The 22,970-nt window shown below is 39.7% G+C and carries 18 protein-coding genes; 5 read left to right on the top strand and 13 right to left on the bottom strand.

What is annotated here, in order from left to right:
* Positions 1-199: 199 nt before the first annotated feature.
* The 3 genes from B5D46_RS03030 to B5D46_RS03020 are packed head-to-tail and all read left to right on the top strand — an operon-like array spanning position 200 to position 7,870.
* Entirely contained in the window at positions 200-5,563 is a 5,364-nt protein-coding gene (locus B5D46_RS03030; RefSeq protein ID WP_078928177.1) for a hypothetical protein, read from the top strand.
* 36 nt (positions 5,564-5,599) lie between these two features.
* Positions 5,600-6,655, top strand: coding sequence for a TAXI family TRAP transporter solute-binding subunit (locus tag B5D46_RS03025; protein WP_078928176.1), 1,056 nt, complete (start codon positions 5,600-5,602; stop codon positions 6,653-6,655).
* A gap of 12 nt (positions 6,656-6,667) precedes the next feature.
* Complete coding sequence (locus B5D46_RS03020; protein WP_078928175.1) at positions 6,668-7,870, top strand: sodium/glutamate symporter; 1,203 nt, start codon at positions 6,668-6,670, stop codon at positions 7,868-7,870.
* A 79-nt stretch (positions 7,871-7,949) separates the two neighbouring features.
* On the opposite strand, the gene B5D46_RS03015 is transcribed toward B5D46_RS03020, so the two are convergent.
* The 10 genes from B5D46_RS03015 to B5D46_RS02970 all read right to left on the bottom strand — a co-directional run bounded on the left by B5D46_RS03015 (position 7,950) and on the right by B5D46_RS02970 (position 19,099).
* Positions 7,950-8,600 carry a type III secretion system chaperone gene (locus B5D46_RS03015; protein ID WP_078928174.1) on the bottom strand — a complete coding sequence of 217 codons (651 nt, stop codon included), beginning with the start codon at positions 8,598-8,600 and terminating at the stop codon, positions 7,950-7,952.
* 187 nt (positions 8,601-8,787) lie between these two features.
* Complete coding sequence (locus B5D46_RS03010) at positions 8,788-10,020, bottom strand: dicarboxylate/amino acid:cation symporter (RefSeq protein WP_078928173.1); 1,233 nt, start codon at positions 10,018-10,020, stop codon at positions 8,788-8,790.
* Positions 10,021-10,335: 315 nt separating this feature from the next.
* Positions 10,336-10,896, bottom strand: coding sequence for a hypothetical protein (locus tag B5D46_RS03005; protein WP_078928172.1), 561 nt, complete (start codon positions 10,894-10,896; stop codon positions 10,336-10,338).
* 284 nt (positions 10,897-11,180) lie between these two features.
* Positions 11,181-12,812, bottom strand: coding sequence for a hypothetical protein (locus B5D46_RS03000; protein ID WP_078928171.1), 1,632 nt, complete (start codon positions 12,810-12,812; stop codon positions 11,181-11,183).
* A 150-nt stretch (positions 12,813-12,962) separates the two neighbouring features.
* Positions 12,963-13,658 (bottom strand): hypothetical protein, encoded by a 696-nt coding sequence (locus tag B5D46_RS02995; protein ID WP_078928170.1) that lies wholly within the window; start codon positions 13,656-13,658, stop codon positions 12,963-12,965.
* A gap of 12 nt (positions 13,659-13,670) precedes the next feature.
* The gene (locus B5D46_RS02990) at positions 13,671-14,534 is read right to left on the bottom strand and encodes a hypothetical protein (RefSeq protein ID WP_078928169.1); all 864 of its coding nucleotides are present in this window, start codon (positions 14,532-14,534) and stop codon (positions 13,671-13,673) included.
* A 468-nt stretch (positions 14,535-15,002) separates the two neighbouring features.
* The gene (locus tag B5D46_RS02985; protein WP_078928168.1) at positions 15,003-17,711 is read right to left on the bottom strand and encodes a hypothetical protein; all 2,709 of its coding nucleotides are present in this window, start codon (positions 17,709-17,711) and stop codon (positions 15,003-15,005) included.
* 269 nt (positions 17,712-17,980) lie between these two features.
* Positions 17,981-18,271, bottom strand: coding sequence for a hypothetical protein (locus B5D46_RS02980; protein ID WP_078928167.1), 291 nt, complete (start codon positions 18,269-18,271; stop codon positions 17,981-17,983).
* 17 nt (positions 18,272-18,288) lie between these two features.
* Complete coding sequence (locus B5D46_RS02975) at positions 18,289-18,708, bottom strand: CesT family type III secretion system chaperone (protein WP_078928166.1); 420 nt, start codon at positions 18,706-18,708, stop codon at positions 18,289-18,291.
* The gene (locus B5D46_RS02970; RefSeq protein WP_078928165.1) at positions 18,701-19,099 is read right to left on the bottom strand and encodes a type III secretion system chaperone; all 399 of its coding nucleotides are present in this window, start codon (positions 19,097-19,099) and stop codon (positions 18,701-18,703) included. The genes B5D46_RS02975 and B5D46_RS02970 overlap by 8 nt, the downstream gene beginning before the upstream one ends.
* Positions 19,100-19,396: 297 nt before the next feature.
* Between B5D46_RS02970 and B5D46_RS02965 the strand changes: the two genes are divergently transcribed.
* Together B5D46_RS02965 and B5D46_RS02960 are read left to right on the top strand one after the other, a co-directional pair.
* Positions 19,397-19,744: an STAS domain-containing protein gene (locus B5D46_RS02965; RefSeq protein ID WP_078928164.1), complete on the top strand. Its 348-nt coding sequence runs from the start codon at positions 19,397-19,399 to the stop codon at positions 19,742-19,744.
* A gap of 13 nt (positions 19,745-19,757) precedes the next feature.
* Positions 19,758-20,408, top strand: a complete 651-nt coding sequence (locus B5D46_RS02960) for a lytic transglycosylase domain-containing protein (protein ID WP_327192104.1) — start codon at positions 19,758-19,760, stop codon at positions 20,406-20,408.
* Positions 20,409-20,411: 3 nt separating this feature from the next.
* On the opposite strand, the gene sctN is transcribed toward B5D46_RS02960, so the two are convergent.
* From sctN to B5D46_RS02945, 3 genes are read right to left on the bottom strand one after another with little or no spacing between them, the layout of a single operon-like run.
* Entirely contained in the window at positions 20,412-21,728 is a 1,317-nt protein-coding gene (sctN, locus tag B5D46_RS02955; RefSeq protein ID WP_031491579.1) for a type III secretion system ATPase SctN, read from the bottom strand.
* Positions 21,729-22,322, bottom strand: a complete 594-nt coding sequence (locus tag B5D46_RS02950; protein ID WP_159443005.1) for an HrpE/YscL family type III secretion apparatus protein — start codon at positions 22,320-22,322, stop codon at positions 21,729-21,731. It abuts the gene before it with no gap.
* Positions 22,323-22,333: 11 nt separating this feature from the next.
* Complete coding sequence (locus B5D46_RS02945; protein ID WP_078928162.1) at positions 22,334-22,969, bottom strand: hypothetical protein; 636 nt, start codon at positions 22,967-22,969, stop codon at positions 22,334-22,336.
* Position 22,970: the final 1 nt, after the last annotated feature.

The raw sequence follows: 22,970 nt of genomic DNA, 5'->3' as shown, positions 1-22,970 counted from the left end.
TCCAAATCATTCATAGCAATTCCCTTCGAATTTGCAATAAATCACAGTATCTGTCTTTGATATTGACAGTTCTCTCAAAGAAGACAGAAGTTAGTAGAAGTTTTTTTTCAAGACCTTAATAATTAAGCATACAAAACTGTTCGGAAACAGTTTTCCTAAAAAATCTACTGCAAATCTGAATTGTCAAAAGGATCAGAGCATGAGCGATTTTTCTATAAAAAACAGAATTAACATCGATAATGTTCAGTTTCAGAACCAGAATCCAAAGCCTGAAGACAAGGCAAAAACTGATAAGAATGTAGATAATGACGCTGTTTCTTTTAACAGTAAGCTAGATTCACAGAAAATTGATTCTCAAGATATCATAAGTGGAAAAAATCCTCAGGAAAGACTAAAGACGCTCATGGACAGGGTTATGTCCAATGGACAGTCAGAGGAAACAGAAAAGTTTGACAAAAAATTCTTTCTGCTGAATCTCAAAAATTCTCTTGTTAATTCTGCATTCGGCAACACAAATGCAAATCTGCAGAAAATGCAGATGGAAGCATCAGAATGCGATCTGAAGTTCAAAGAAAAATGCATCGAGGTAATGAAAAAAGATGAAAACATCAGAAGCATGGGCATGCTCTACAAATCATCAACAACAAATGCCCAAAGAGCATATCTTGATCTGATGACAGCCTTTCTTCTGACATCACAGTTTAAAGCAGCAGCCTCTGCAAAGGGTGATGTTAACATTCCAAACGGATTCCTCCAGCAGATGCAGTGTGCTCTGGCTGAGCATATTTCCGCAGGGGCAAAAGACGTCAGTCAGACAGAACAGAAAGCAAATGATATCTTAGATAAGCTTCCAGATAACATAAAGAACACCTGCAAAGAACAAATAAAGAAGTTTAAGGACCAGATTGCAGAAATCTCCGAGAACAAAAGAAATGCTGTAGAAGACATAAAAAAACGCTCTGATGACCTTCTGAATATACAGAAGAATCTTAAGGGATTGAATCCTGATACATTCAGGCCAACCGAACTGAGATTTACCCAGAACAAAGCCGACAGTCTCATCTCTCCCTACTGCGGTGTAAATTCATGCGTCCATCTTGATGAAGAAACAGCAGCTCAGTTTAAGGAACTTAAAAATGAGCTGGGACCTAAATTTCAGGAAGTTGTAAAGCTACATCATGATATAGAGTCCTACCTAAAGTCTCCTAACATCAAAGGAAGCAGTCTTAAGACACTGGCAGCTAGAGTAGAGAATGATGCCAATGGAAATACTTTCCTTTTAGAGAAGCTTCAGGCTCACTCCAGAAGCGCCTTTGAAAGTATTGGAGCCAGGATTGTAAGTCTGGTTGATAATCCTGTTTCAAATGCAAATCTAGGCTCCGAGCTTACAAAAATTGCAGATGAAATACAGAGACATCTTCTGCCTGAACATGCTAAACCACTTGCCAAGATCATCAGTCTTAACCTTACAAAGCTTCAGCTTGGTGTCAACGGTCTTACCGAAACTCCAAATCTTTTGGCCTTAAGAAATCTCATGGGAAAAATCAGCTCTGATCCAAATCTTCAGAATAACTTCCCTGCTCTTATGAGCATTCTCGGTCAGGCTCGTTTTGATTTCAAAGGCTTTGCCCTGCTTTCTGGAAGTCTGAGTTCAGAAGACATAAAAAACAATCCAAAGTCTATGGGAGACAAATCTACTGAAGTTTTAGAAGCATTCTGCAGATGTCTGGATAATCCGGCAGAAGGAAATGCATTTGTAGATAAACTTGCTGGAGTTAAGGTACAGGACAAGAGTATTTACACTGCTTTTGCAGCCATGGGAAGCTACCTTTCACACAGTCCTGATGAAAAGGTTGTGCAAAAGTGCGGTAAATACCTGAACCTAAATCTGGTAAAGCAGGCCGCCGCATTAGATTTAAAACAGAACAACCTTGATTTAAGTTCAGTACCTCCATCTCCAGATGAGATTAAGTCTAATCCAAAGCTGTTGGAAGATGAACAGATCAATATTGATCTGAACATGATCGTCAACTCAAGTATTAAGGATATTGATTCTGCAACCTTAAAGAGAGTGCTCAACTGTGCTGTAACCGGCAAACTGCCACATCTTAATACTATATGGAATACCCTGCTTCACAGCGCCTACCATAGTGAAATGGCAGAGAAACTTGAAAGAAACGAGATTACAGATGTTCCTAAGAGAGTATTCTCCATCAGCACAGAAGAATCCTCCCCTATCAAGGAGCTGATCCCTGAGAAAAAATCCAGTGGCTACAAGGCACGACAGGAATTTAAGAATTCACTTTCAGAAGAAGTTCGCAATCGAATGTACACCCAGTCAACAGGACTTTTCAGAAAGCAGGAGCAGCAGAAGAATCTCGATGCCATCACAGAAAAATTAAACGCAATGAGCAACTACAATACCGACATTCTTGAGGCATTAGGAAAGGAGAGCACAAAAGGCAAAATTCAGCTGGCCTTAGATGAGATGAGAAAGGAACTGACTTTCATCAATTCATCAATTCTAACCGGAGGTCCACGTCAGTTTGATAATATCAAAAGCGAGGAAGATCTTTTAAAGGTTGCTGTAGACAAAGGAGCACTTCTAGACGGAATCAACTCAAAATATAAGGGAATGAGCGATAAGTACGCTCAGATAATAAAGGAGAAAAATACTTCCCTGCAGAATCCGATAGTATCCAAACTTCTTGAAGCTCAGGGACTTATGCCAGGAGATAAGCCTTCAGGTCAGGATGTAGCTGTAACTCTCATAACCTTAAGGGACAATCTGATTGATGATATAACAAAGCTATCAGAAAGTGATTTAAAGGCAATAGGAATTACCTCTCCGGAGAATCTGAAGTTCAGTGCAGAAGAAAAAGATTTTGCTGTAAAACTGAATCAGTATCTTGGCAAAAGAAATTTAATGGAACTCTCAGGAATTACGCTTCCTCCTTCAGCAGAGTTTTCTGATGATAAGATTCAAAGCTTCTATCAAAAATGCGATACGGCTCTGTCGGAACTTAGCGAAATCATTGCAACACAGGGTAAGAGTGTTCCTTTAACGAAAACAGCAAAGCTTGCTCTTAATAAATACATAGAGATTTCCCTGATGCGTCATGGTGACAGCTACGCTCAGTTTGTTGCAAAGGATGAAGGCTCAAAATATATCTTAAATCAGGGAAACACCTCGGAAAAAACTCTGAAAGAAGCCCAAAATCTGACATTTGAAAAAGCATTTACCATAGATTCAAAGATTCAGAATATGCTAAATGGCAACATAGCAAGTGAAGATGCAGATCTTAGGGCTGTAAAAAATCTGATTCTTAACAATCTGGCTGTAAATGCAGGCCTTAAGAGAAAGAATCTTAATGCCTTTATCAACACAACAAATGAGAATCAGAAGCTTTCAAATCAGGAGAAAAAGGAACTTATAAACAAGCTTAAGCTTCTCAGAATGAATGTGGATACAGGTTCTTTTGCCACATCGGATCCACGAGACAGCAAGCCTACAAAATTCAGCTCAGATCTCAGAGAACTGAGCAAGGCTGAAGGCGCTGAATTTGAGAAAAAGCTCGATGAATTTATTGCAACGCATCTGACATCAGAAACCACTTCACAGGCCGATGCAGTTCTCACTTATGCAACACAAAGCAGTGATCCGATAGAAACAACATTAAAAACCATAAAAACAGCATTTGACGAGGATACAAAGCTCGATTCAGGAGTACTCAAGAAGGTTACTGATGCATTTACCTCCGATTACCAGAAGAATGTCGGAAGCGTGTCAAAGAAATCAGCTCTATATGAGTCAGCTCAGAACGAGCAGGCTCAGGCTTTAGGAGAAAAGCTTCTTGGAGACAGAAATGTTCGCGCAATTGTAAGACTTGCAGGAAGCTATGCGGCTGCATCACTTGGTTACTCTGGGCGAAACGAGGTTATTGAAGCCTACAAGAGTGATTCTACAAGCGAGGAAGAAAAAGCCAGAATCGAAAATGCAATGAAAAAGGCTCTTATTGAGAGAGGCTTTGATGCCAACCTCGCAGATATGCTCACAAGAGCCAAGCTTATTGAAGGAAAGAGCGATCACCTTATTGCAAGAGGCTGGAGTATTCTGAAAAACACCTTCTTCAGCATAGTTTCAACGGTACAGTCTCGTGTTATCGACAGATTTGAAGGTGATTATCAGGAAAAACTACGCAAAAACCAGAACTTTGAAAGGTATCTGCCATGCGTAAAGGAAATGATTAACTCCATAACACCAGATACGGTGAAATATGTAGATAAGAGCAAGGACATGGCCTTCAAGTTTGACCCGCTTAAGGCTGTTGATGCTGTTACCGGAGGAACCCTTACAGAAAACGGAGTGGTGTCTTTAAAAATGGGACTGTCACTTCTGAAAAACTCTGGTGTAATCTTCAATCGCGATGAAGATGGGAAACTGTCTATAAGCATCAATACCAACACCCTGGTTGGCGTCAGTGTCGAGGCTGGAGTCGATCTCCTTCAGGCTGGAGGAGCTGGAGCTGAAGTTGGTGTTAAAGGAGGTTTCGGAAAGGTTCTGAACCTGAAATTCGACTCAGATGACGAAGCAGCCGTATTCGTATGCAAGATGTTCACAGGACAGCTTAGCAGTAATGATGTTAAGCTCTCAGAATCTGCATCTGCCGGCACCAGCGGATCAATTTCAGGAGGAGCAAAAGCTTCAGCTGATATTGGAAACATTTCAAAATATGCACTATATGGCGATGAAATAGAAGCAAACTCAGAAATAGAAGGAGTAGATGCAGACAGTAAATTCGCAGAGGATCACCCTGTTGTAAATACAATACTCTCCAATGGAACAATCGGAAAGGCTGAGATCGAGGCAAATCTTGGCTACGATACCAAAACTGTAGTTGACAATTCTGGTGTCATCACGGAAAAACACCGTAAATGGACCTTAAACATTGGCTTCACCGCATTTGAATTTGCAGACAATATAAATAACATTAAAGAGGAGACCTTAGATAAGGTTGCAGATAAGATTGAGCCTTTAAAGGCAGTCTATGATGTTTCCGAAAAAATAAATTCAACTGTCTCAAATATACTGACAAAGCCGATTGAAGCAATGGGTATAGATTACATTGAGAATTTCCATACTGTTCATGTTTCTGATATTACCGGTGCAATAGACTATGCTACAGACAAGACCGTAAGCAACAGACTCAAGGATGAGCATCTTGAAACTCTCAAAAAGGAAGGACTCTTGAATGATGCTCTTGACCAAAAACTTGAGGAAGCAAATCAGGGAGAGCAAATTCTTAATGTCACTTTTGAAATGAAACTCAAAGACGACGTCATAGATAAATTCTCCCATGATCCAACTGCCCTGGCAAAGGAAGCGGATAATTTTAAAAAGAATTATGAATTCTCATCCTTCAGTGTTGAGCTTAAAGGAACCGAGAACAAGATTGAATATATGAACTGGCTTAAACTGGTCTCAGGAGGAATGCTCAGTTACTCATCAAAGACCACAGCAACAGGAAATACGCTTATAACTATTGTTAAGAATGAACTTTAGTTTTTTATTATCTGAGAATTAAGGAAAAGTAGTCATATGAAAAAAATACTGACATTACTTCTCTATGCAGGAATACTGACAGGCTGTCAGGACGATGGAAAAAAATTCCTGAAAGTTGGAGTTGGAGCTCCTGGCAGCGGATATGAGGCTTATGTAGCTCAGCTGAATGATAAGCTTGATAAAAACCAAAGTTTCATCAGACTAAAACCTGTTTATACGAAGAACTCCGGCGCGTCGGTAAGACTTTTAAACCACTCTCTTCTAGATCTCTCAATAGTTGAGGGCTCTGCTTTAGACCACGCATTAAAAATTGAACCAGAAGACACCACTGCTGTTTCCATCGGAAGATTTTCCAATCAGAAATACAATGTTCTAAATGATGGCGATGAAATCAAAGAAAACTTTGCTACAGTTGCAGATGTTTACGACAAAACTCTGCATATAGTTATATCTGGTGATTCTTCAGTTGATGAATTCTCAGATATCTACAACAGCAATCTGGTTATAGGAAGTGATGATTCCTATTCAAAAATAATATGTGAACAGATTCTAAGAACCAACTCTATCAAAAACGATATTACCAGCAATACTGCATTCACCACAGTTGAGGATGCTCTTGAAAGGCTTAAAGACAAAAAGGCAGATATAGCATTCATCTTTGACAGAGTTCCTTCAGAAAAGCTAAAAGAATTCTCTACGGAAAACAAAGTAAAACTGTTATCAGTTCCTCTGGCAAAACTGCAGGAACTTATAGCAGGAGATTGCTGTTACTCACAAAGAAAAATATCTGATGATACCTACCCAGATATAGGAGTAAATACCCAGACACTGGATATGGAAGTTTTAATGCTGGCAAGTATCTACCTTGATGATGATACTGTAAAAGAACTGTTAGAAAACGGCATTATGGGAAATAAGATAGAGAATACTAACGAATATAAAAAACAGCTTCTTCACGCAGGAAAAAGCCTGCATAACATTGGATTCCATGATGGCGCCTATGAATTCTTCAAGGAAAACGGTGTTGATGTAAAACAAACAACAGTTGTTGAATCCATTATAAAAATGAACCTAATCGCAGGACAGGACTAAGGATGTAATATTATGCTTCAAATTATAAATCTTGATCTGTTTGAAACCGTAGCTCTTGCTGTGGTAGTTCTGTTCCTGGGCATGTTCATAAAGAAGAAAATTGTCTTTCTTGAAGAATACTGCATTCCTTCCCCTGTTATCGGAGGACTGGTCATTGCCCTTGTCAACTACATCTTCTACCTATGCGGATATGCATTTGCATTTAATGAAACCATTGAAGATCTGTGCATGGTCGTATTCTTTACCACTATTGGACTTCAGGTTGACCTTAGAATTATAAAGAAAAGCTTTCTGACCATGGTGATTCTTCTGGTATTTGTATTCGCACTGATAGTCCTTCAGAATATTATTGCACTGGGTACAGCATTTATTTTCAGAGGCGATATGCTTAATGCCATGACAGCAGGCTCAATCTCAATGATGGGCGGTGCCGGTGTAGCAGAAATAATTGGACCAGTGCTGGAGGATTTCAGACTTAAAAACGGACAGAATCTTGCCTACGGTATGTGTACCTTAGGATTTATAACATCTGCGCTTATAGGAGGTCCAATCGGTCGCTATCTCATTAAAAAGCATAATCTGAAACCTAATCTAGAATCAGTAAAAAACATTCGCAAAAAAAACACGAAGAACGATGAAAAAACAGCAGAACTGCCATTTTCAGCCAAACTTGCCAAGGTAATCTACAGAATACTTATTATCATGGGGCTTGGAATGGTGCTTTGTGATGTGCTCTCTATATTTGGCCCTGTTCTGCCTGATTACATTGGAGCAATGTTCATTGCAATTATCGTTCGTAATATAGGTGATATTACAGGGAAAATGCCGGTCTATCCGGTCGAACTCAATTACATAGGAGCACTGAGCCTTTCATTATTCCTTGCAATTGATTTTATGAATATAGCAATCTGGCAGCTGTCTGTAATCAATATTACACAGATTTTCATCTTCATAATGCAGTTTATACTAATCACAATCTTAGCTTTCTTTGTGATTTTCAGAATAACAGGAAAGGATTATGATGCAGCTGTTATCACAGCCGCAACCTGCGGATTTGGACTTGGAGCGTCCTCCAGTGCAATTTCAAATATGATGGTATTGGTTGGAAAATACGGACCTTCAATAAAATCCTTCCTACTTGTTCCTATAGTAGGAACATTGTTTGCTGATACCATAAACAGCGTAGTTATCTACTTTATTCTCTGGCTTCTATGACTGAAACTGGAGTTCTGAAACAAGTAAAAGCCTGTTTTGCGACAGGCTTTGAAGTTATCAGGACACAAAGAAAGCAGCTCTAGGCCATCATGAACATACTCTGAGCCACCATTACGCTAATCATACCGTCTTCCTCAGTCTCAGGGATCTCAGTTCTTCCAGAAAGAACTTCTGTTGCAGAGTTTTCAACAGGTCTATCAGGCTCATCAAATGCACTATGGGAGCGGACGGGCGTTTGTGCCGCTGATGAAGAATTATTGGCAACGGTAGAAACAGCACTCTTGTTGACATAAGGAGCTTTTGCAGATTCTTTTTTTAATTCAAGAACAGCATCCAGAATTTCATCGTTCACAAAATTACGGAAAGCAACTCCATCCTCGATAAAAATCTTTACAGCAGAAGAAAAAGACTCCACAGAAAAAGAATCCAGCATAACATCGTGGCATAACCAGAGTACGGTGGTATCCCTATCATATGAAAGTCTTATATTGTGATAACGCCCACCAAATATATTCAGGGCAAGCAGACCTTCAAACATTGAAGCATTAACTACAGACTTTTCACCTAAAGTTTCACAGCGTATATAGAGCATTACAGAAACATCTCTTAAGCTCATATAGAGATAATCTCCCTGAGGCAGAAGAGTACTGGAAATTCCGTCACTGTTGAATTTGGAAATCTTAGGATTATCCATTTTTTCTATTAGACTATTGAGCTGTGCAATATCCATAATAAATCCTTAGTCCACTTTTCTCTGATGCTAATTAAAATTTTAGACTTAATTCAGAATTATCACAAAAGACTCGATCTCGTTTTGGGATGTTGACTGTACGATATTTTTGGGCATTACAAAAAAAATCTCCTCCAGATTTTAATCCGGAGGAGATGTAAAAATACCCAATTATTAAAAATTGATACTATAGAGACTCTTCAGAGAACTCCTCAGAATCAAGCTCGCCTTCCATCTTGGTTACACAGATAGCAGTGAATGCGTCACCAATTACGTTAGCAGAAGTACGAATCATATCCAGTAGACGATCGATACTTGCAATCAGAGCAACAGCCTCCAGAGGGATACCAACCTGAGTAAATACCACACTCATCATAATTAAACCTGCGCTTGGAACACCTGCAGTACCGATAGCAGCAACAATACCCATCAGAACAATGGTTACCTGATCAAACATAGTCAGATCGATACCATAGATTTCTGCAGCGAAAACTGCACATACACCCATGTAGATAGAAGTACCGTTCATATTGATGGTATTTCCTAATGGGATAGAGAATGAAGCAATTGCCTTGGTTGCACCCAGCTTACGGGTTGCTACAAGATTTGAAGCTAGAGCAGCTGCTGATGAACAGGTTGTAAAACCGATAATCCATGGCTCAGCAATATCCTTGAAGAAGCGCTTTAGAGGAATACCTACATAAACACGAACAACAGGGATGTAAACAATTACGAAGAATAGAGCTGTTGCAATGAATGAGCAGAGTACCAGCTTTAACAGAGGAAGCAGCACTGCAAGACCGTGCTTACTTACAGTGAAGGCAATCAGAGCAAACACACCGATAGGAGCATAATGCATAACAGCGTTGGTCATCTTAATCATGACCTCGCCTACTCCATCAAAGAAGCCCTGTAGAGACTTACCCTTTTCGCCCATTGAAGCCAGGATAAAGCCAAAGAATACAGCAAAGAAAATAATCTGAAGCATTGAGCCTTTTGATAGAGCATCGAAAGGATTCATAGGAACAATATTTAAAAGTGTATCCTTCAGTGCAGGAGCCTTAACCTCGTTGATGGATAAGCCTTCAGTTGAGAAATTAAGTCCGGTACCAGGTTGAACTACCTGAGCAATTATTAGACCGAAGATAACGGCAACACCTGTGGTGCAAGCATAAACCAGAAGGGTCTTTACAGCAACACGGCCTAACTTTGAGATATCAGCAATACCAGCTACACCTGAAATAATGGTTGCAAATACCAGAGGAACAACAACCATACGAATAAGTCTGATGAACAGGTCACCAAATGGCTTGATATAATCAGTTGCAAAACTTTCACTAATAAATGTACCGAAAACAGTACCCAGGACTAAACCCAGAAGCATCATCCAGGCAAGGCCAAATGACTTTTTCTTTTCCATCTCTATCTCCAGAAATCAAATAAAGAGTGTACCTGCACTACTCTAGAGCAAAATCCATACACTCTTGCCTAAGTTTATGATACGGATAAATAGCTTTTAAATCAAAGAAAAAATGAATAAACGCACTATTTTGAATCAAAAATAGTGATCAAACTATCAGATTACCAATTTTGGAGCTTTTGTTATATGGAATGCTTATATACGAGGATCATTCAAAAAATTGTATAGTTTAATATTAGCCCATTATCTATTCCGCCACACCAACAAAAAAAGGATGCAATTTTTTGCATCCTTCTGTCTTGAAGATATTAAGTTTTAGTTCTTTGCAAGACCCTGCAGGATCTGATTTGCATTCTTAATCTGATCACTTGCACCGCTTACAAAGCTGTTGTACTGACCCATGAAGTCCTGCAGCTTAACCATCTGTGTCTGGTTGTCGGAGTTGCAGTTCTCAGCCATGTGCTGAATCTGGGAGGTTATGGCTCTTATCTGTTCAGCTGTTTTGCCTTTGAACGTATATTTCTCTACACCATTGTTTAATTCATACTTTGAGAATTCCCAATTGGAGGTATCTACACCAAGAGCTCTGGCTTCAAGATAAAACTGACCAAGAATCTCACCTCTCTTTTTTTTATCATCATCCTCATCTTTTGTAACAGCACCAAGCTGAGCATTCATTCTGTCAAGCAGATTATTCAGCTGCTTGGCTCTGTCATTCTGAGCCTTCATTTCAGCAATCTTGTTTTCAGCTTCCTTCTTCTTGGTTGCGCCAACCTCAAGCATAACCATAGCAGCCATCATCTGGATTGACATGCCTTCGAACTCAGTGCCCTTGATTGCGTTTACATATGATGCTGAACCTACTGAAATAGTCATAATTGCGTCCTCGCTGAAGTATTCGGTTACGGAAGCTGAGATACATTAAAAATCAGATTCCTTTTTCTTACTTTTGTTTTAAGTATAATATATTTTTTCTAAAATATTGCGTCTACTTTTATAAAGCATGCCGTTTTATATAAAAATGGAATAACCATCACATATTACTAGTGTTTTTCTACTACCGACTGCAACTGTAGTTACCAAAAAAGGCAGGAGCTTTACTCCTGCCTCAGCCGAAAACTAACAATATAAAAATTATCGAAGTTTTGGTTGGTTACCGGCTATTTATTTTTTACAAAACTGATTTTTGTCTGTATACCTAAAGGAAAACCGTCCTGATCAACACCTTTACTCATGTCTATTGCGGTTTCGTATTTTACAGTGTAAAACAGTGCTGGTGGTGTTCTTACATCAAGCTGCTGGTAATGTTGTAACAGAACCAGTCTTGGCTCAACCTGAGTTGTTATAACAACCTTGCCGTTATTTATATCAACCTGGTGGGTTGGCTTTTCACTTATTGAAATTCCATTCATAACTATATCCTGGAATTTTATACCTGGGATCAGACTTGGAAGGTCTGGATTATTCATTGTTCCTGACAGGTATCTTGAAGCTCCTCCCTGCATCAGGTAGGTTGTTATAAAACCAAGATAACTCTCGTCAATCTGTCCTTCTAAAAGTTCATGAACTTTCTGGGCCTTCTGTTCCTCATCTCCGATATTTGCAATATTAGTATCATTGATTTTAGTGATTACATTCCTTTTTACATCAGCATCCAGATTCTTATGCCAATTATTCTCGATAAGATTTAGTCCGTTTAAATAAGTCTGTTTTATTCCGATAAAATTATCGTTGATAAACATATCTTCATGCTGTCTTAAATGAGCTCTGTTGATATTTTTTGGACTAATCACTGACATCAGCAGCTGATCATTCCTTAGAATGTCTGCATAATGGTCTGCAATGTCCCTAAGGTTGCAATGCTCATTCTGATTTAGAGTATATCCATGTTTTGAAATATGCTCGATTACGAACGCTTTAAGCGTTACTGCAATTCCCGCTCTTAAGTCAGATGGGAAAATTTTCAACGCATCCTTTATCTCAGGAGGATTTATTGGAAGTTCTAACTTGAGAATAGCCTTAAGATTTGATAACTTCTCAAGCTTTTCCTTCTCAGCAAGTACTTCGCCAGTATTTGAAACCGTACTGCCGATCTTTCCTGTAATAATCTGATCTTTTGCTTCTTTAAACACATTAAAGAGTATCTGCAGATTGGTTTTCTGAGATGTTCTCTGCTGAAGATCCTCAAGAACTTTTCCTTTGGCTTCAGCCTTCTGTATATCCTGATTCAGAGTTTCAGTATATTCCTTTAAAAAAGCTTCCACTGCCGGGAAAAGCTTCTCAGTCATGTTCTCATAGTTGACGTTTGCCAGCTTTCCATCAGGATCTGAGATCATATCGAAGTTGACCATTATCTTTAAACACTCAGAAATTTTATCTGCAGTCAGTTCTTCGTTTACAAAGCCTTTTTTAATACAATCGAACAGGTAATCTGCATCAGCAAGCATAGAAGATAGTTTCAGTTTATCTGCATTATCCAACAGCTTGGTAATAGTTGGAGCCATAGTGTTATTGTTGCCAACATCCTGGACAACCTTAATATAATTGTCAACTTTCTGTGGATCGTTACTGTTAAAACTGATAATACGTGCAAGCTGCTTTGAATTAAGTTGAGGAAAAGCCAGCTTGAGTTTATCTGTATTTGATTTCAAGTTCTCATCACTGTCATTACCAACAGAGAGAACCTGTAAATCATCTGCAGCATCAACCTGATTATTATTTTTTCCTCCCAGAGCGCCTTCCTCATCAAAAACTTCATCAATAGATACCGCTCCTGAAGTAAGACTGTCCACGGCATTTAAAACTTTCTGAGCAACATCCTTAGGATCTTCTCCTTCTAGTAGAGAGGTCTGGATGAATTCATTGATTTTGATTCTGACCGTACTGGTAATATTTGCTATAAGAGCATTTACCTTCTCATGGTCAAAACCACTCAGCTTTGCCTAGGAAAGAAGAGTTTTCATTTTTAAGGCGTTATTCTTCTGTCCGATTTTTTCAAACTGCTCCGGATTATCTACAGCCTTCTGGATGAGGGAATCAAGGAAAGCAACGGATGAGAAATTGTTTTGAGGAGCAAATTTCTTTAAAAAACCGTTTAATCCAAAGGATTCACCCTTGAAGATAACAGAGGAGTAGCCTTTATTGTCATCAAGCAGTGTCTTTGAATACTGCTTAACAGAATCATTGCTTCTCTTGATAGTCTGAATCATCTCTCTGAGATTTTCCATTTTTAAATGGAGATTCTGGTTAAAATGCGCATCTATTGACTGATTGACGTTTTTTGCTGACTGAATAATCTTGGTTTCGCCAATCTGAGAGGTAGCATAATTCTTTAAACGCTGCTTAAGCAGATCATTAAAATGAGCATTCTGGCGCAGCAGCTCCATTCTGTCGAGCTGTCTTTCCTTTTCAGCATAACCTCTGACGAAAATCTTCTTGATAAAGCTTATAAATATATTGTCACGGCTTGCAGGAGGATTTATGACTTTAAAATGGCCTTCGGAGTCAAGGGTTATTTCACCTTCCTTTGTAATCAGTTCCTCAAACTGCTGGTCGGTCATCAGGTTCTGATGTGCACTGAAATCATAGTCTCTTAACTGATTATTGTTGAGACCTGACAGATTGATGTTTTCGCTCATTTTTTACCTCCTTTAAACAGACAGATTGGACATCATTTCATCAAGGCTGTTACCGCCCTGTTCCTGTTTAATTACTGCACTGAATTCATTGTTAAGCTTTTCTACAAGCATTCGCTGACGCTCCAGAATAAAATAGAAACGCTTAGCATCTGCATTCATAAGATCCAAAGACTGTTCTATAAACAGTCTGCCTGCCTGAATATTAAACTGCTGTTCTGTATTCTGCTCAGCATTGAAGCTTAACAGATTTATAAAATCATCTTCACTAGGAGCACAATCCAATACATTGGTAAGCTTGAGTACTCCTGCATTCTGATGAAATTCAAGCAACACACCGAAACCATCTTTAAAATCCAGACGGTTAAAATTATTTCTTAAATCCTCTAAAGAGAGATTCAATGAAGATAGAATCTTCTGATATCTCTGTGTACTGTCAGCATATGGATAATTCTCTGCGGTAGGATAAACATTACTGTCTCCTGCCATAAATACAGCAGTTTTAGCCAGAAGAGTTACCGCCTGATTAAACTCCTGCTGCTCCAAACTGATACAGCTTATAGTGTAGGTAAGTCCAATTGCATTTTTCTCTTGCAGGATGAATAGTTTTGCTCTTCTGGCGAGCGGACTTAAATTCAGACGGTTGCTGAAATAGGCATACTTCTCTAAAAGCTCACTTTTGGACAGTTCCTCTGTATTAAGTACCATGGAGAATACAAATACAGTGTTCTCCTCTTCATGCTGTTCTTCGACACTGCAGATAATTCTGGTATCAAAAAGCAGCAGAAAAGAGCCGTCTTCCTGGGGTTTCAGCTCATCAGCGTACTGATTTTTTAGTCCTATATTTAAAAAATAATTGCGGATGTACTGTTCAAGCACTTTATTCTCCTTTAGTCTAGGCAATGCATATAACTTACTCTGCGCTTTGTTATTGGTGTTATCCTCATGCCTGCCTGAATAGCCCTTATTACGAAAATGATTGACTTATAATTTACCTTTACCATAAGCTTCCATTTTCATTAAGCGCACAACTTAAACAAAATGACCTTATGTCAGACTGGAATCCATAGGAATAATTGTATAGCTTTATTGCACTACGAACTTTTTCATAATTATCACCAGTCTCTGTGACTACATTCTTCATATAGACATTCGTGCTATAGAGATGTATTTATACATTTTGTTAATATGTATTATGGATGATGTAAAAAAAATAACTGAGAAGAAATTCACGTAAATGTAATTTTATAGCTACAAAAAACATTTTTAAACTGATTTTTAATTACTGCGCAAAAAAAGGTTCGCAGTTTTCACCGCAAACCTTTTTATCGTAACTTTGCTAATTTATCAGACTTCAAGCAGTACAAAAGAAGAATCTCGTGAAACCTCTGACTGATCATCTTCGCTCGAATCAGCAAAGCTGTTTCTTATCTCATCGTCCACAGGAAGAGTTATACGATAAGCTCTGTTAGTTGCAATCAGAAAATCATGAAGCGCATCTACAAGCTCATTGTTAGGTGTATTCTCGTTCATATTCATAAGTTTGTCCCATGAGTTTTCAAGTTTTTCTTTGAGCTGCTCATCATTAGAAGCCAGCAACATTGCCTGTCTGTAGGTTTCACCTGACTTGTCACTTCCAATGATGGATGCAAGATTTTCCTTGATAGGAACAATGTTTCTTGCAAGATAATTCTTAAGAGCCTCGCTGTTTTCAACAGTTTTAACAGATGTATCACTAAGCATATAGCTCTCAGTCGTAGACAGGAGAGTATTTAATGTAGGCTTAACAAGAATACCGCGGTCATTCAGAGACTCTGAAACAGTGTACTTAACATCAAATCCCACACCAAGACCTACTCCCAAAGGATCTACATTGACACCGAAAGATGAGTTTTTGTTTGAAGAAATCGAAACAGACTCCATTTCACCGTTGATGTAGTTAAATCTAACGGTTCTGGTGGTTTCGGTTTCAATCAGAGAGGTCGCTCCCTTGAACATGGCAACAGCCTGCTCGGCAACGGCTAATGCAACTTCAGGATGAGTAGCAACCCACTCGACGATGTTCATAATCTTCTCAAAGGCGTAACCTGCATTCTTCTCGATAAATCTAAAAATCTTCTCGATATTCTCTGGTTTGGACAGATAATCGATGACAGCAGCCTTGGCACCTTCCTTTGCTCTGGCAATAAGAGTGCTGATAACCATTTTCTTTGTAGCATTCTTAACTACACCTTTTGCGAGATCTTTGCCTGTCTCAATTACATCATCGAAATTGGAATTTTCAGATTTAAACTCAGGAGGTTCTCCCTTTTTAGCCGAAATTTTTGAAGCAATATCAATTATCGCGCTAAAAGGAGCATTATCTGAAACAACAATAGCATGACTTGTTTTAACATCCTGTTCCCATGGTCTTATATCCTGACTTGAAGGAGCTGGTTTCTCTGATGTATATACATACTGGTATGAGGAATCCAGCGCTGCCTGACTGCGTAATTCCTTTACAGCGCCATCAGCAACAGCTTTTACAAAGACATTTCCTATGCCAGATGTCATACCTGAAGTAGAATCATTAAGCACTGAAATTTTCAGTTTAACCTGAGCTGAAGTACGGATCTTGGCAGGTTTTCCTGCAGGAGATCCCTCCATCAGATACTCACGGAAAATATCCTTAGGGAATTTAACCGATGGAGAGGTCATACGATTTAAAAGTCTATCGGCCTCAGCTCTTGAAATAAGGCCTCTGCGACAGCGAAGCTCTGTTGCAACCATTAAGGTTCTAACCTGATTTGCAACCTCTGCCCAGTCTGTTGTAGTTACCTTCTTTCTATCCTTTATACTGTCGATAGTTTCATCGAACAGTTTAGCCAGATCTGCATTGTCATCAGGAAGCACAGGCACAGTTATACCGTCAGCACCTGGTCTTAAGAGCTGATTTAAGGCATTCTCATCAGTTGCACCTGTAACCATTCGGCCAAAAGGTACATATATTTTGGACTTAACACTGAAATCTCTCTGATGCTCTGCTGATGCACTTGCAGTAAGATCTCCCGTCATACCAAGGCCGAATGTAGCCTGAGCCTGTCCCTGAATATGACCGGTCCAGCCCTGATGTTCGGCAACAATCAGAGGATTTGCGCGTTTAGCAAGAATACCGTCCAGAGCGTTGATAACACCTCGATTCTTTAAGCTATCCAGATATTCAGCATTGCTCTGCATAACTTCACCTGAGTGACGACCTAGGAAACTGAAGAATTTAACTCCCAAGTTACCAATGGCCTTACCAATCTTCGTCACACCGCCAAGAATCGCGCTGCCAATGGTTCTTGAGGTTGCAAGGCTGCAGCGATCAATATCAAGTAGCATATCATCTATAGATGGGTAGGTTCTGGTTACAAACTTTGTAATCTGACCACCGACTGAAGCTTCAGCCTTGACTCCTGTTTTGGCTTCCTCATTACCGAACTTGGCAACTCCTTTTGCTTCAAGTCCGCCGCCAATTCTGTAGGTAACCTCAATAGGATGACCTTTACCTTTACAGCTGATTTCACCTGTCACCCTGAAACGAGCTCCTGCGCGAACACCTGCAGTAACAGCATCCAGTCCCAGACCGATAAATGCTCCTACTCCTGCAGTAAACTCAACTGTTCTGTGTCCACCCTTTTCTGTATAAGGAGTAATAATCTCTCTTAGAACTGTATTCTGGGAATACTTCTTCTCAAATAGACGGATCTGATCGTTGGTACGATGAGATGCTTCCAGAGTCTGCTCAAGTGTTGAATCAAGACTGAATTCATCAGGAACCTTGATTTGTTCAGCATTAGGATCTGTCTGCTTTAGTTTGCTATTTAGAGATTCAAGCTTATCTCTTAGCTGCTGTTCTAAAGAGGCAATATCAGCAAAATCCTGCTCTTTTACATGATCCTTGATTCCAAAGGTGAAGAAATTCTGAATGCTGCGAAGCTTTCCCTCAAAGAAATCCATTTGAGTTGAAAGAGGATTATTCTTGTTTAGAATCTTCTGGGTTTCGTAACGGAAAACACGCAGGTTTTTTCTCATGATCTGAAGATCACCAATAGGATCATTCTCACCTGAGCTGGAGGATAGTCCTTTTGTAAGCTTGGCTCTTGCTTCCTTAAGTTTTCTGAGATCTTCCTTTATGGAGGTCAGATCATTGAGAATCTCTTCTTTGCCTGCATTACTCAGCTTTTCGTTGTTTTTGAGGAAATTGTTTACTCCGGAAGATACATTGGTATCAAGTTCATTCAGAACACCTTTGCCATCAATAGAATCCTTAATATTATTAAAAGACTCTTTTGCCAGATCTCTTAAATTTTCTGCATCAGAAAAATCCCAGTCCTTACCGGAAATAACCTCATGCCCTTGGCAAAAATATTAGCCTGCCCTCTTCCAGGAACAAATGATGAATTTGAGTTTCCATTCAGATAAGAGTTAAGACCAGGATCAGGCTGATTCTGACTATTCACCTGTTTTACATTTACAGAATCCAGATGCTGCTGATTATTCTTGGACTGGTTGTTGACAACGATATTATCACCTTCAGGCTGGAACAACCCCACACCAGAACGTAAGCCAACATTGTTTAAACTATCACTCATACCTCATCCTCCCAGCTCTAAAGAGGGAAATGTTCTGCAAAATATTCTCTTGTACTTCTAACAGAACGAACAAGGAGCTCCACCCAGGCTGCAAGGGCATCAGTGGAACTGATTGTCCCCGCACTGCGTCTGTCAGCGGCCAGAACCAGTTCACCTTCACCATCAAGCATCAGAGTAACTTCGCAGGAAGGACCGCTTAAATCATTAAGCTTTAAAAGTGCCAGAGCCTTTTCTCCTGAGTCAGCTGCATTAAGATCTCCAAAAGCACCTACAGGAGAAAAAATCAGAACAGTATCAGAATCATTCAGATACTGAAGATTGACAACAATATCGTTGTCTACAGTAACGGTTGTAATTCCGTCATCATTAAGGGTCAGATCCTCCATGACCAGAGATCCGAATTCCTTTAAAACTGAAGCAAACTGATCTCTAAGCATAGGTCTGACCTCTCATTCGCCAGTCATTGACACTGTAGGCAAACTCATTTAGACAGCTCTCAATGCTCTGGGTATTTACAAACTCTCCAAGATAACGTCTTTCTGTCAGATAAAGAGCATTGTCATTTCCCACAGATAGAGTTGCTCCATTGGTGCCTGACCAGAAAAAGTTACCCTTCAGAGCTGCCTTTGCAAATTCTCCTGGACGGCCGATGTCCTTTAAATCAAGAACTCTGAGTCTGAACATAACGGCACCGGGATCACCTGGGAGAGGAACAATAGAAATATTGATAGAGTCCATTGTCAGAAACAAAACTCCATCAGATCCTTCAGATGTATTAGGATACGACTCTTTCAAAAGTCGTTTGAATTCATCGTAATCTGTAATCATATTAGCTCGCTTACGTGGGAAACCAATCAAACATATTAAATATTATAGGTCAAAAATTCATACAAACTTTGACAAAAGTAGTAGAATTTTAATTTAGATAAAAAAAATTAAGATATTGCTGTCAGCAATCAGTTCATTTACAGAATATACCACAAGAAAATCTTCATCCCCCCCCATAACAGGACTTCTCCAGAGTTAATGGGACTTTTTTCCGTCAGAAACAAAAAACTAAACATTTTTATTTGGTCATTTTGGTAAAATAAGAGAAAAATTAAAAAGAATATTTAAGGAAAACAAATGGAAATCCATCTGAATGACAACTCAATGTCAGGAACAGAAATTATCAGTATCAATGGAAGACTGGATGCTTTAAGCTCATCTGCACTGGAAGAAAAGATAGATCCGTTAACTCACAATGACAGCACCAGTTCTCTAATCTTCGATCTAGCAGGCCTTGAATACATCAGCTCAGCAGGCTTACGCGTTTTATTAAAGACCGCAAAAACCTGTAAAAATACAAGTAAAAAAATGGTGTTATGCGGACTTACAAAGACTGTTTCAGATGTTTTTAAGATTTCTGGATTCGATCTGATTTTAGATATCAAGCCAGATCTGAACTCAGTAAAAGAGGCTCTTGGCAACTAAAAGGAAAATAGAATTGTTCGTTAAATCCAGGCTTTTGAAATCTGCAGTTTTAGGATTACTAATCCAAAGTGCCTATGCTCAGGTTACTCTGAATGTTGAGGAAACAGAAGTCTATGCGGTTCCTTTCAATCAGGAAAATACCGTAGAACGTCGCATTGATACACTGGATGTCAATAAGCTTTCAAAATATGCATATCTTCTGAGAGCCAATCATATGGTTATGCCTTCATACGGACCAAAGACCTCAAAAGATGTTAAGAAGAGAATCAAAGACTGGCAAAATTATATTGCTGAGGCTGCAGAAACCAATCTGCTGCCAGAAGAGCTTATCAGAGCTGTTATTGAGGTTGAATCAGGTGCAGTTGTAACTGCAGTCTCACAGTGTGGAGCTCAGGGACTGATGCAGTTAATGCCAAAGACTCAGAATGAGCTTGGAGTAAAAGATCCGTTCGATCCAAATGAGAATATCAGTGCAGGTACCAGATATCTGGCACAGCTTCTCAATATGTATGACGGAGACCTGTCTCTCGCTTTGGCTGCCTACAATGCAGGCATGGGCAACGTCAACAAATACGGAGGAATTCCTCCATTTGAAGAAACACAGAACTTTGTAAAAAAAGTTACTGCAATCTATCACAGACTGCAGCAGGAAAATGCAAACTAAGCTCTAGGAGACAATACTTATAAGCCTTGAGATGGTCTCGTCAAAGGAAGTTGTCTCACCTAAGCCCTGCTTTAGGAAATCGTTAATCTCGCCGATCTTATGCAGAGCATAGTCTGCTTCAGGATCAGAACCTTCCTTATATTCACCAAGCTGAACCAGAAGCTCAATTTCCTGATATTTTGCCATGATGTTACGAAGCTTACCTGCAGCCTCCTTGTGCTCCTTTGTCACAATCGCGTTCATAACACGACTTACAGAAGCCATCACATCAATTGCAGGATAGAAATTCTTTGAGGCCAGCTTTCTTGAAAGAATAATATGACCGTCCAGAATGGATCTGGTTTCATCGGCGATAGGCTCAGTCATATCATCACCTTCTACCAGAACTGTATACAGTGCTGTAATTGAGCCTTTATCAGAGTTACCGGCGCGCTCCATAAGCTTAGGCAGAGTTGAGAATACAGATGGAGGGAAACCTCTACGGGTTGGAGGCTCACCTGCAGCCAGACCGATTTCACGCTGAGCACGTCCGAAACGGGTTACAGAGTCCATCATCAGAAGGACGCTCTTTCCCTGATCTCTGAAATATTCGGCAACAGAAGTTGCAGTATAGGCAGCTTTCAAACGCTCCATTGAAGATCTGTCAGAAGTGGAAATTACCAGCACAGTCTTTTTTAGGCCATCCGGACCTAAATCATGCTCAATGAATTCTCTAACCTCTCTACCACGCTCACCAATAAGCGCAAGAACACAGACTTCAGCACTGCACCCTTTAATAATCTGAGATAACAGAGTTGACTTACCACCACCTGCAGCAGCAAATATACCCATACGCTGCCCTTCTCCACAGGTAAGCATGGCATCTAATACTCTAAGACCAAGACTTATAGGCTTACTGATAAGCTTTCTGGTCATTGCTGCAGGAGGATCTGCATATACAGGATAGAAATGATGAGTGTTCAGGGGGCCCTTGCCGTCAGCAGGATCGCCTACACCATTGATAACTCTTCCTAAAAGCTCAGGTCCCACAGGTACAGATAACACGTGCCCCGTAGGAATAACTTCTGTATGAAATGATATACCCTCAAGATCACCTAAGGGAGTTAAAAGAGCTGTATTCTTTGAAAAGCCTACAACCTCTGCTCTCAGTTCACCTGGCTGACCAGGAGTTCTCAAAAGACAGAGCTCTCCGACCTTAACCTCAGGCACAACTGCATGAATAATCGTACCGACAACCTCTTCTACTTTTCCTCGAATCTCAACGGTTGCGGTAGATTGTACTGCTTCTTCTAAAATCTGACCTATATATTCAAGGGCCATTTACTTCCTCTTGATATGATTTTCTAAGCTACGCTGCAGAATCTTAAGCTGTGAGTTAAGACTGGCCTCAACAACACCCTGCTCTGTTTCCAGCAGGCAGTCTCCAACCTTAAGATTAGGATCGGCTACCATGTTTATATAACCGGTTGGATTGTCACGGCCTACCAGATAATTCTGCAGAGACTCTCTTAAAATACGTTCATCCTGAGAAGACACTCGCATCAGAATACTCTTGCTTCCTCTTACTGCATTCAGTCCCTGATGAACAACTCTGGTTACAAGCTCATTATGCTCAAAGGAACCAATAATCTTGCTTACAGCATCCATAACCACACCGACAATCTGTCGCTCCAGACCTTCAATGGAGTCAACCTGCCCCATAACCATGTCCATCAGCTTTTCAGTGTATACAGACTTACCTTCATCAAGACCTACTTCATAACCTTCGTCATAACGCTTTTTATAAACTGCCTTAGCCTGTTCTCCTGCTTCAGCAGCTGCTTCCTTAACCTTATCCACAAGATCATTGGCATTTGACAGCAGAGAATACTCAGCAGCCTTGATGACCTTGGAACCAGGTCTGACGTTCCACATTTTAGTGTCTTTTAATTGAAAATATTCTGACATGATTCATCAATCTCCAGACAGAGAATTTTTACAGTACATTCAAAGAGCAGCTTTTCATCGCTGTCAGATAAATCCAGTCTGACGGATGATTCAGGTTTAAATGCTATTTTTTCCTGAGATTCAGCAGAAGCCCTGCTGATAATACTGGAAAGCACCGCATTACCGGAACCTTTTACCGCCTCTTCATTTGACGAAAACGAAGAAACAATTCTGCTTTTAAGATGCGGAGGAATATAAAGACTTCCACGTCTTAATCCAAAGGAATATATTTCCTCTCCAAGATACTCTCTGTACATGATAACCTGCTCTTTTTTAATATCAGAAACAAGAATCTGTGAACAGATAGCTGCACAAAGAAGCTTGCTTAGCTGTTCTAGCTGTTCTTCAGAACAGAAGCACAGCCTGCTGGCAGGCTGCTCAAATTCAAAAAAAACATCAGAAACAGTTGAAAGCTTTCTTATAAGAGCATGATTATCCAAAAAACGCTGAGCGCTGCTGCTGTTCATAATTTCGTCAGGCAGCACTGGTTTTTCAGTAAGATGGTTATACTCAAGGATTTTCTTGAGAAGATCTCTCTTCTCAGTTAGTAGTGATAGAGCAAATTCTCTGTTCATA

Origin of the sequence: Succinivibrio dextrinosolvens DSM 3072 (assembly GCF_900167015.1) — a bacterium.
GTDB lineage: Bacteria > Pseudomonadota > Gammaproteobacteria > Enterobacterales > Succinivibrionaceae > Succinivibrio > Succinivibrio dextrinosolvens.
Note: the sequence above shows the minus strand (reverse complement) of the source record. Positions and strands in the feature narration are given on the sequence as shown.

Bases quoted from the DNA above. Each gene is read 5' to 3' on its own strand.
- B5D46_RS02970 (WP_078928165.1), bottom strand. From the start codon at position 19,099: ATGATTACAGATTACGATGAATTCAAACGACTTTTGAAAGAGTCGTAT.
- B5D46_RS02945 (WP_078928162.1), bottom strand. From the start codon at position 22,969: ATGAACAGAGAATTTGCTCTATCACTACTAACTGAGAAGAGAGATCTT.
- sctN (WP_031491579.1), bottom strand. From the start codon at position 21,728: ATGGCCCTTGAATATATAGGTCAGATTTTAGAAGAAGCAGTACAATCT.
- B5D46_RS03005 (WP_078928172.1), bottom strand. From the start codon at position 10,896: ATGACTATTTCAGTAGGTTCAGCATCATATGTAAACGCAATCAAGGGC.
- B5D46_RS02995 (WP_078928170.1), bottom strand. From the start codon at position 13,658: ATGAGCGAAAACATCAATCTGTCAGGTCTCAACAATAATCAGTTAAGA.
- B5D46_RS02980 (WP_078928167.1), bottom strand. From the start codon at position 18,271: ATGAGTGATAGTTTAAACAATGTTGGCTTACGTTCTGGTGTGGGGTTG.
- B5D46_RS03020 (WP_078928175.1), top strand. From the start codon at position 6,668: ATGCTTCAAATTATAAATCTTGATCTGTTTGAAACCGTAGCTCTTGCT.
- B5D46_RS02975 (WP_078928166.1), bottom strand. From the start codon at position 18,708: ATGCTTAGAGATCAGTTTGCTTCAGTTTTAAAGGAATTCGGATCTCTG.
- B5D46_RS03030 (WP_078928177.1), top strand. From the start codon at position 200: ATGAGCGATTTTTCTATAAAAAACAGAATTAACATCGATAATGTTCAG.
- B5D46_RS02965 (WP_078928164.1), top strand. From the start codon at position 19,397: ATGGAAATCCATCTGAATGACAACTCAATGTCAGGAACAGAAATTATC.
- B5D46_RS03010 (WP_078928173.1), bottom strand. From the start codon at position 10,020: ATGGAAAAGAAAAAGTCATTTGGCCTTGCCTGGATGATGCTTCTGGGT.
- B5D46_RS03025 (WP_078928176.1), top strand. From the start codon at position 5,600: ATGAAAAAAATACTGACATTACTTCTCTATGCAGGAATACTGACAGGC.
- B5D46_RS02950 (WP_159443005.1), bottom strand. From the start codon at position 22,322: ATGTGGAACGTCAGACCTGGTTCCAAGGTCATCAAGGCTGCTGAGTAT.
- B5D46_RS02985 (WP_078928168.1), bottom strand. From the start codon at position 17,711: ATGAGAAAAAACCTGCGTGTTTTCCGTTACGAAACCCAGAAGATTCTA.
- B5D46_RS03015 (WP_078928174.1), bottom strand. From the start codon at position 8,600: ATGGATATTGCACAGCTCAATAGTCTAATAGAAAAAATGGATAATCCT.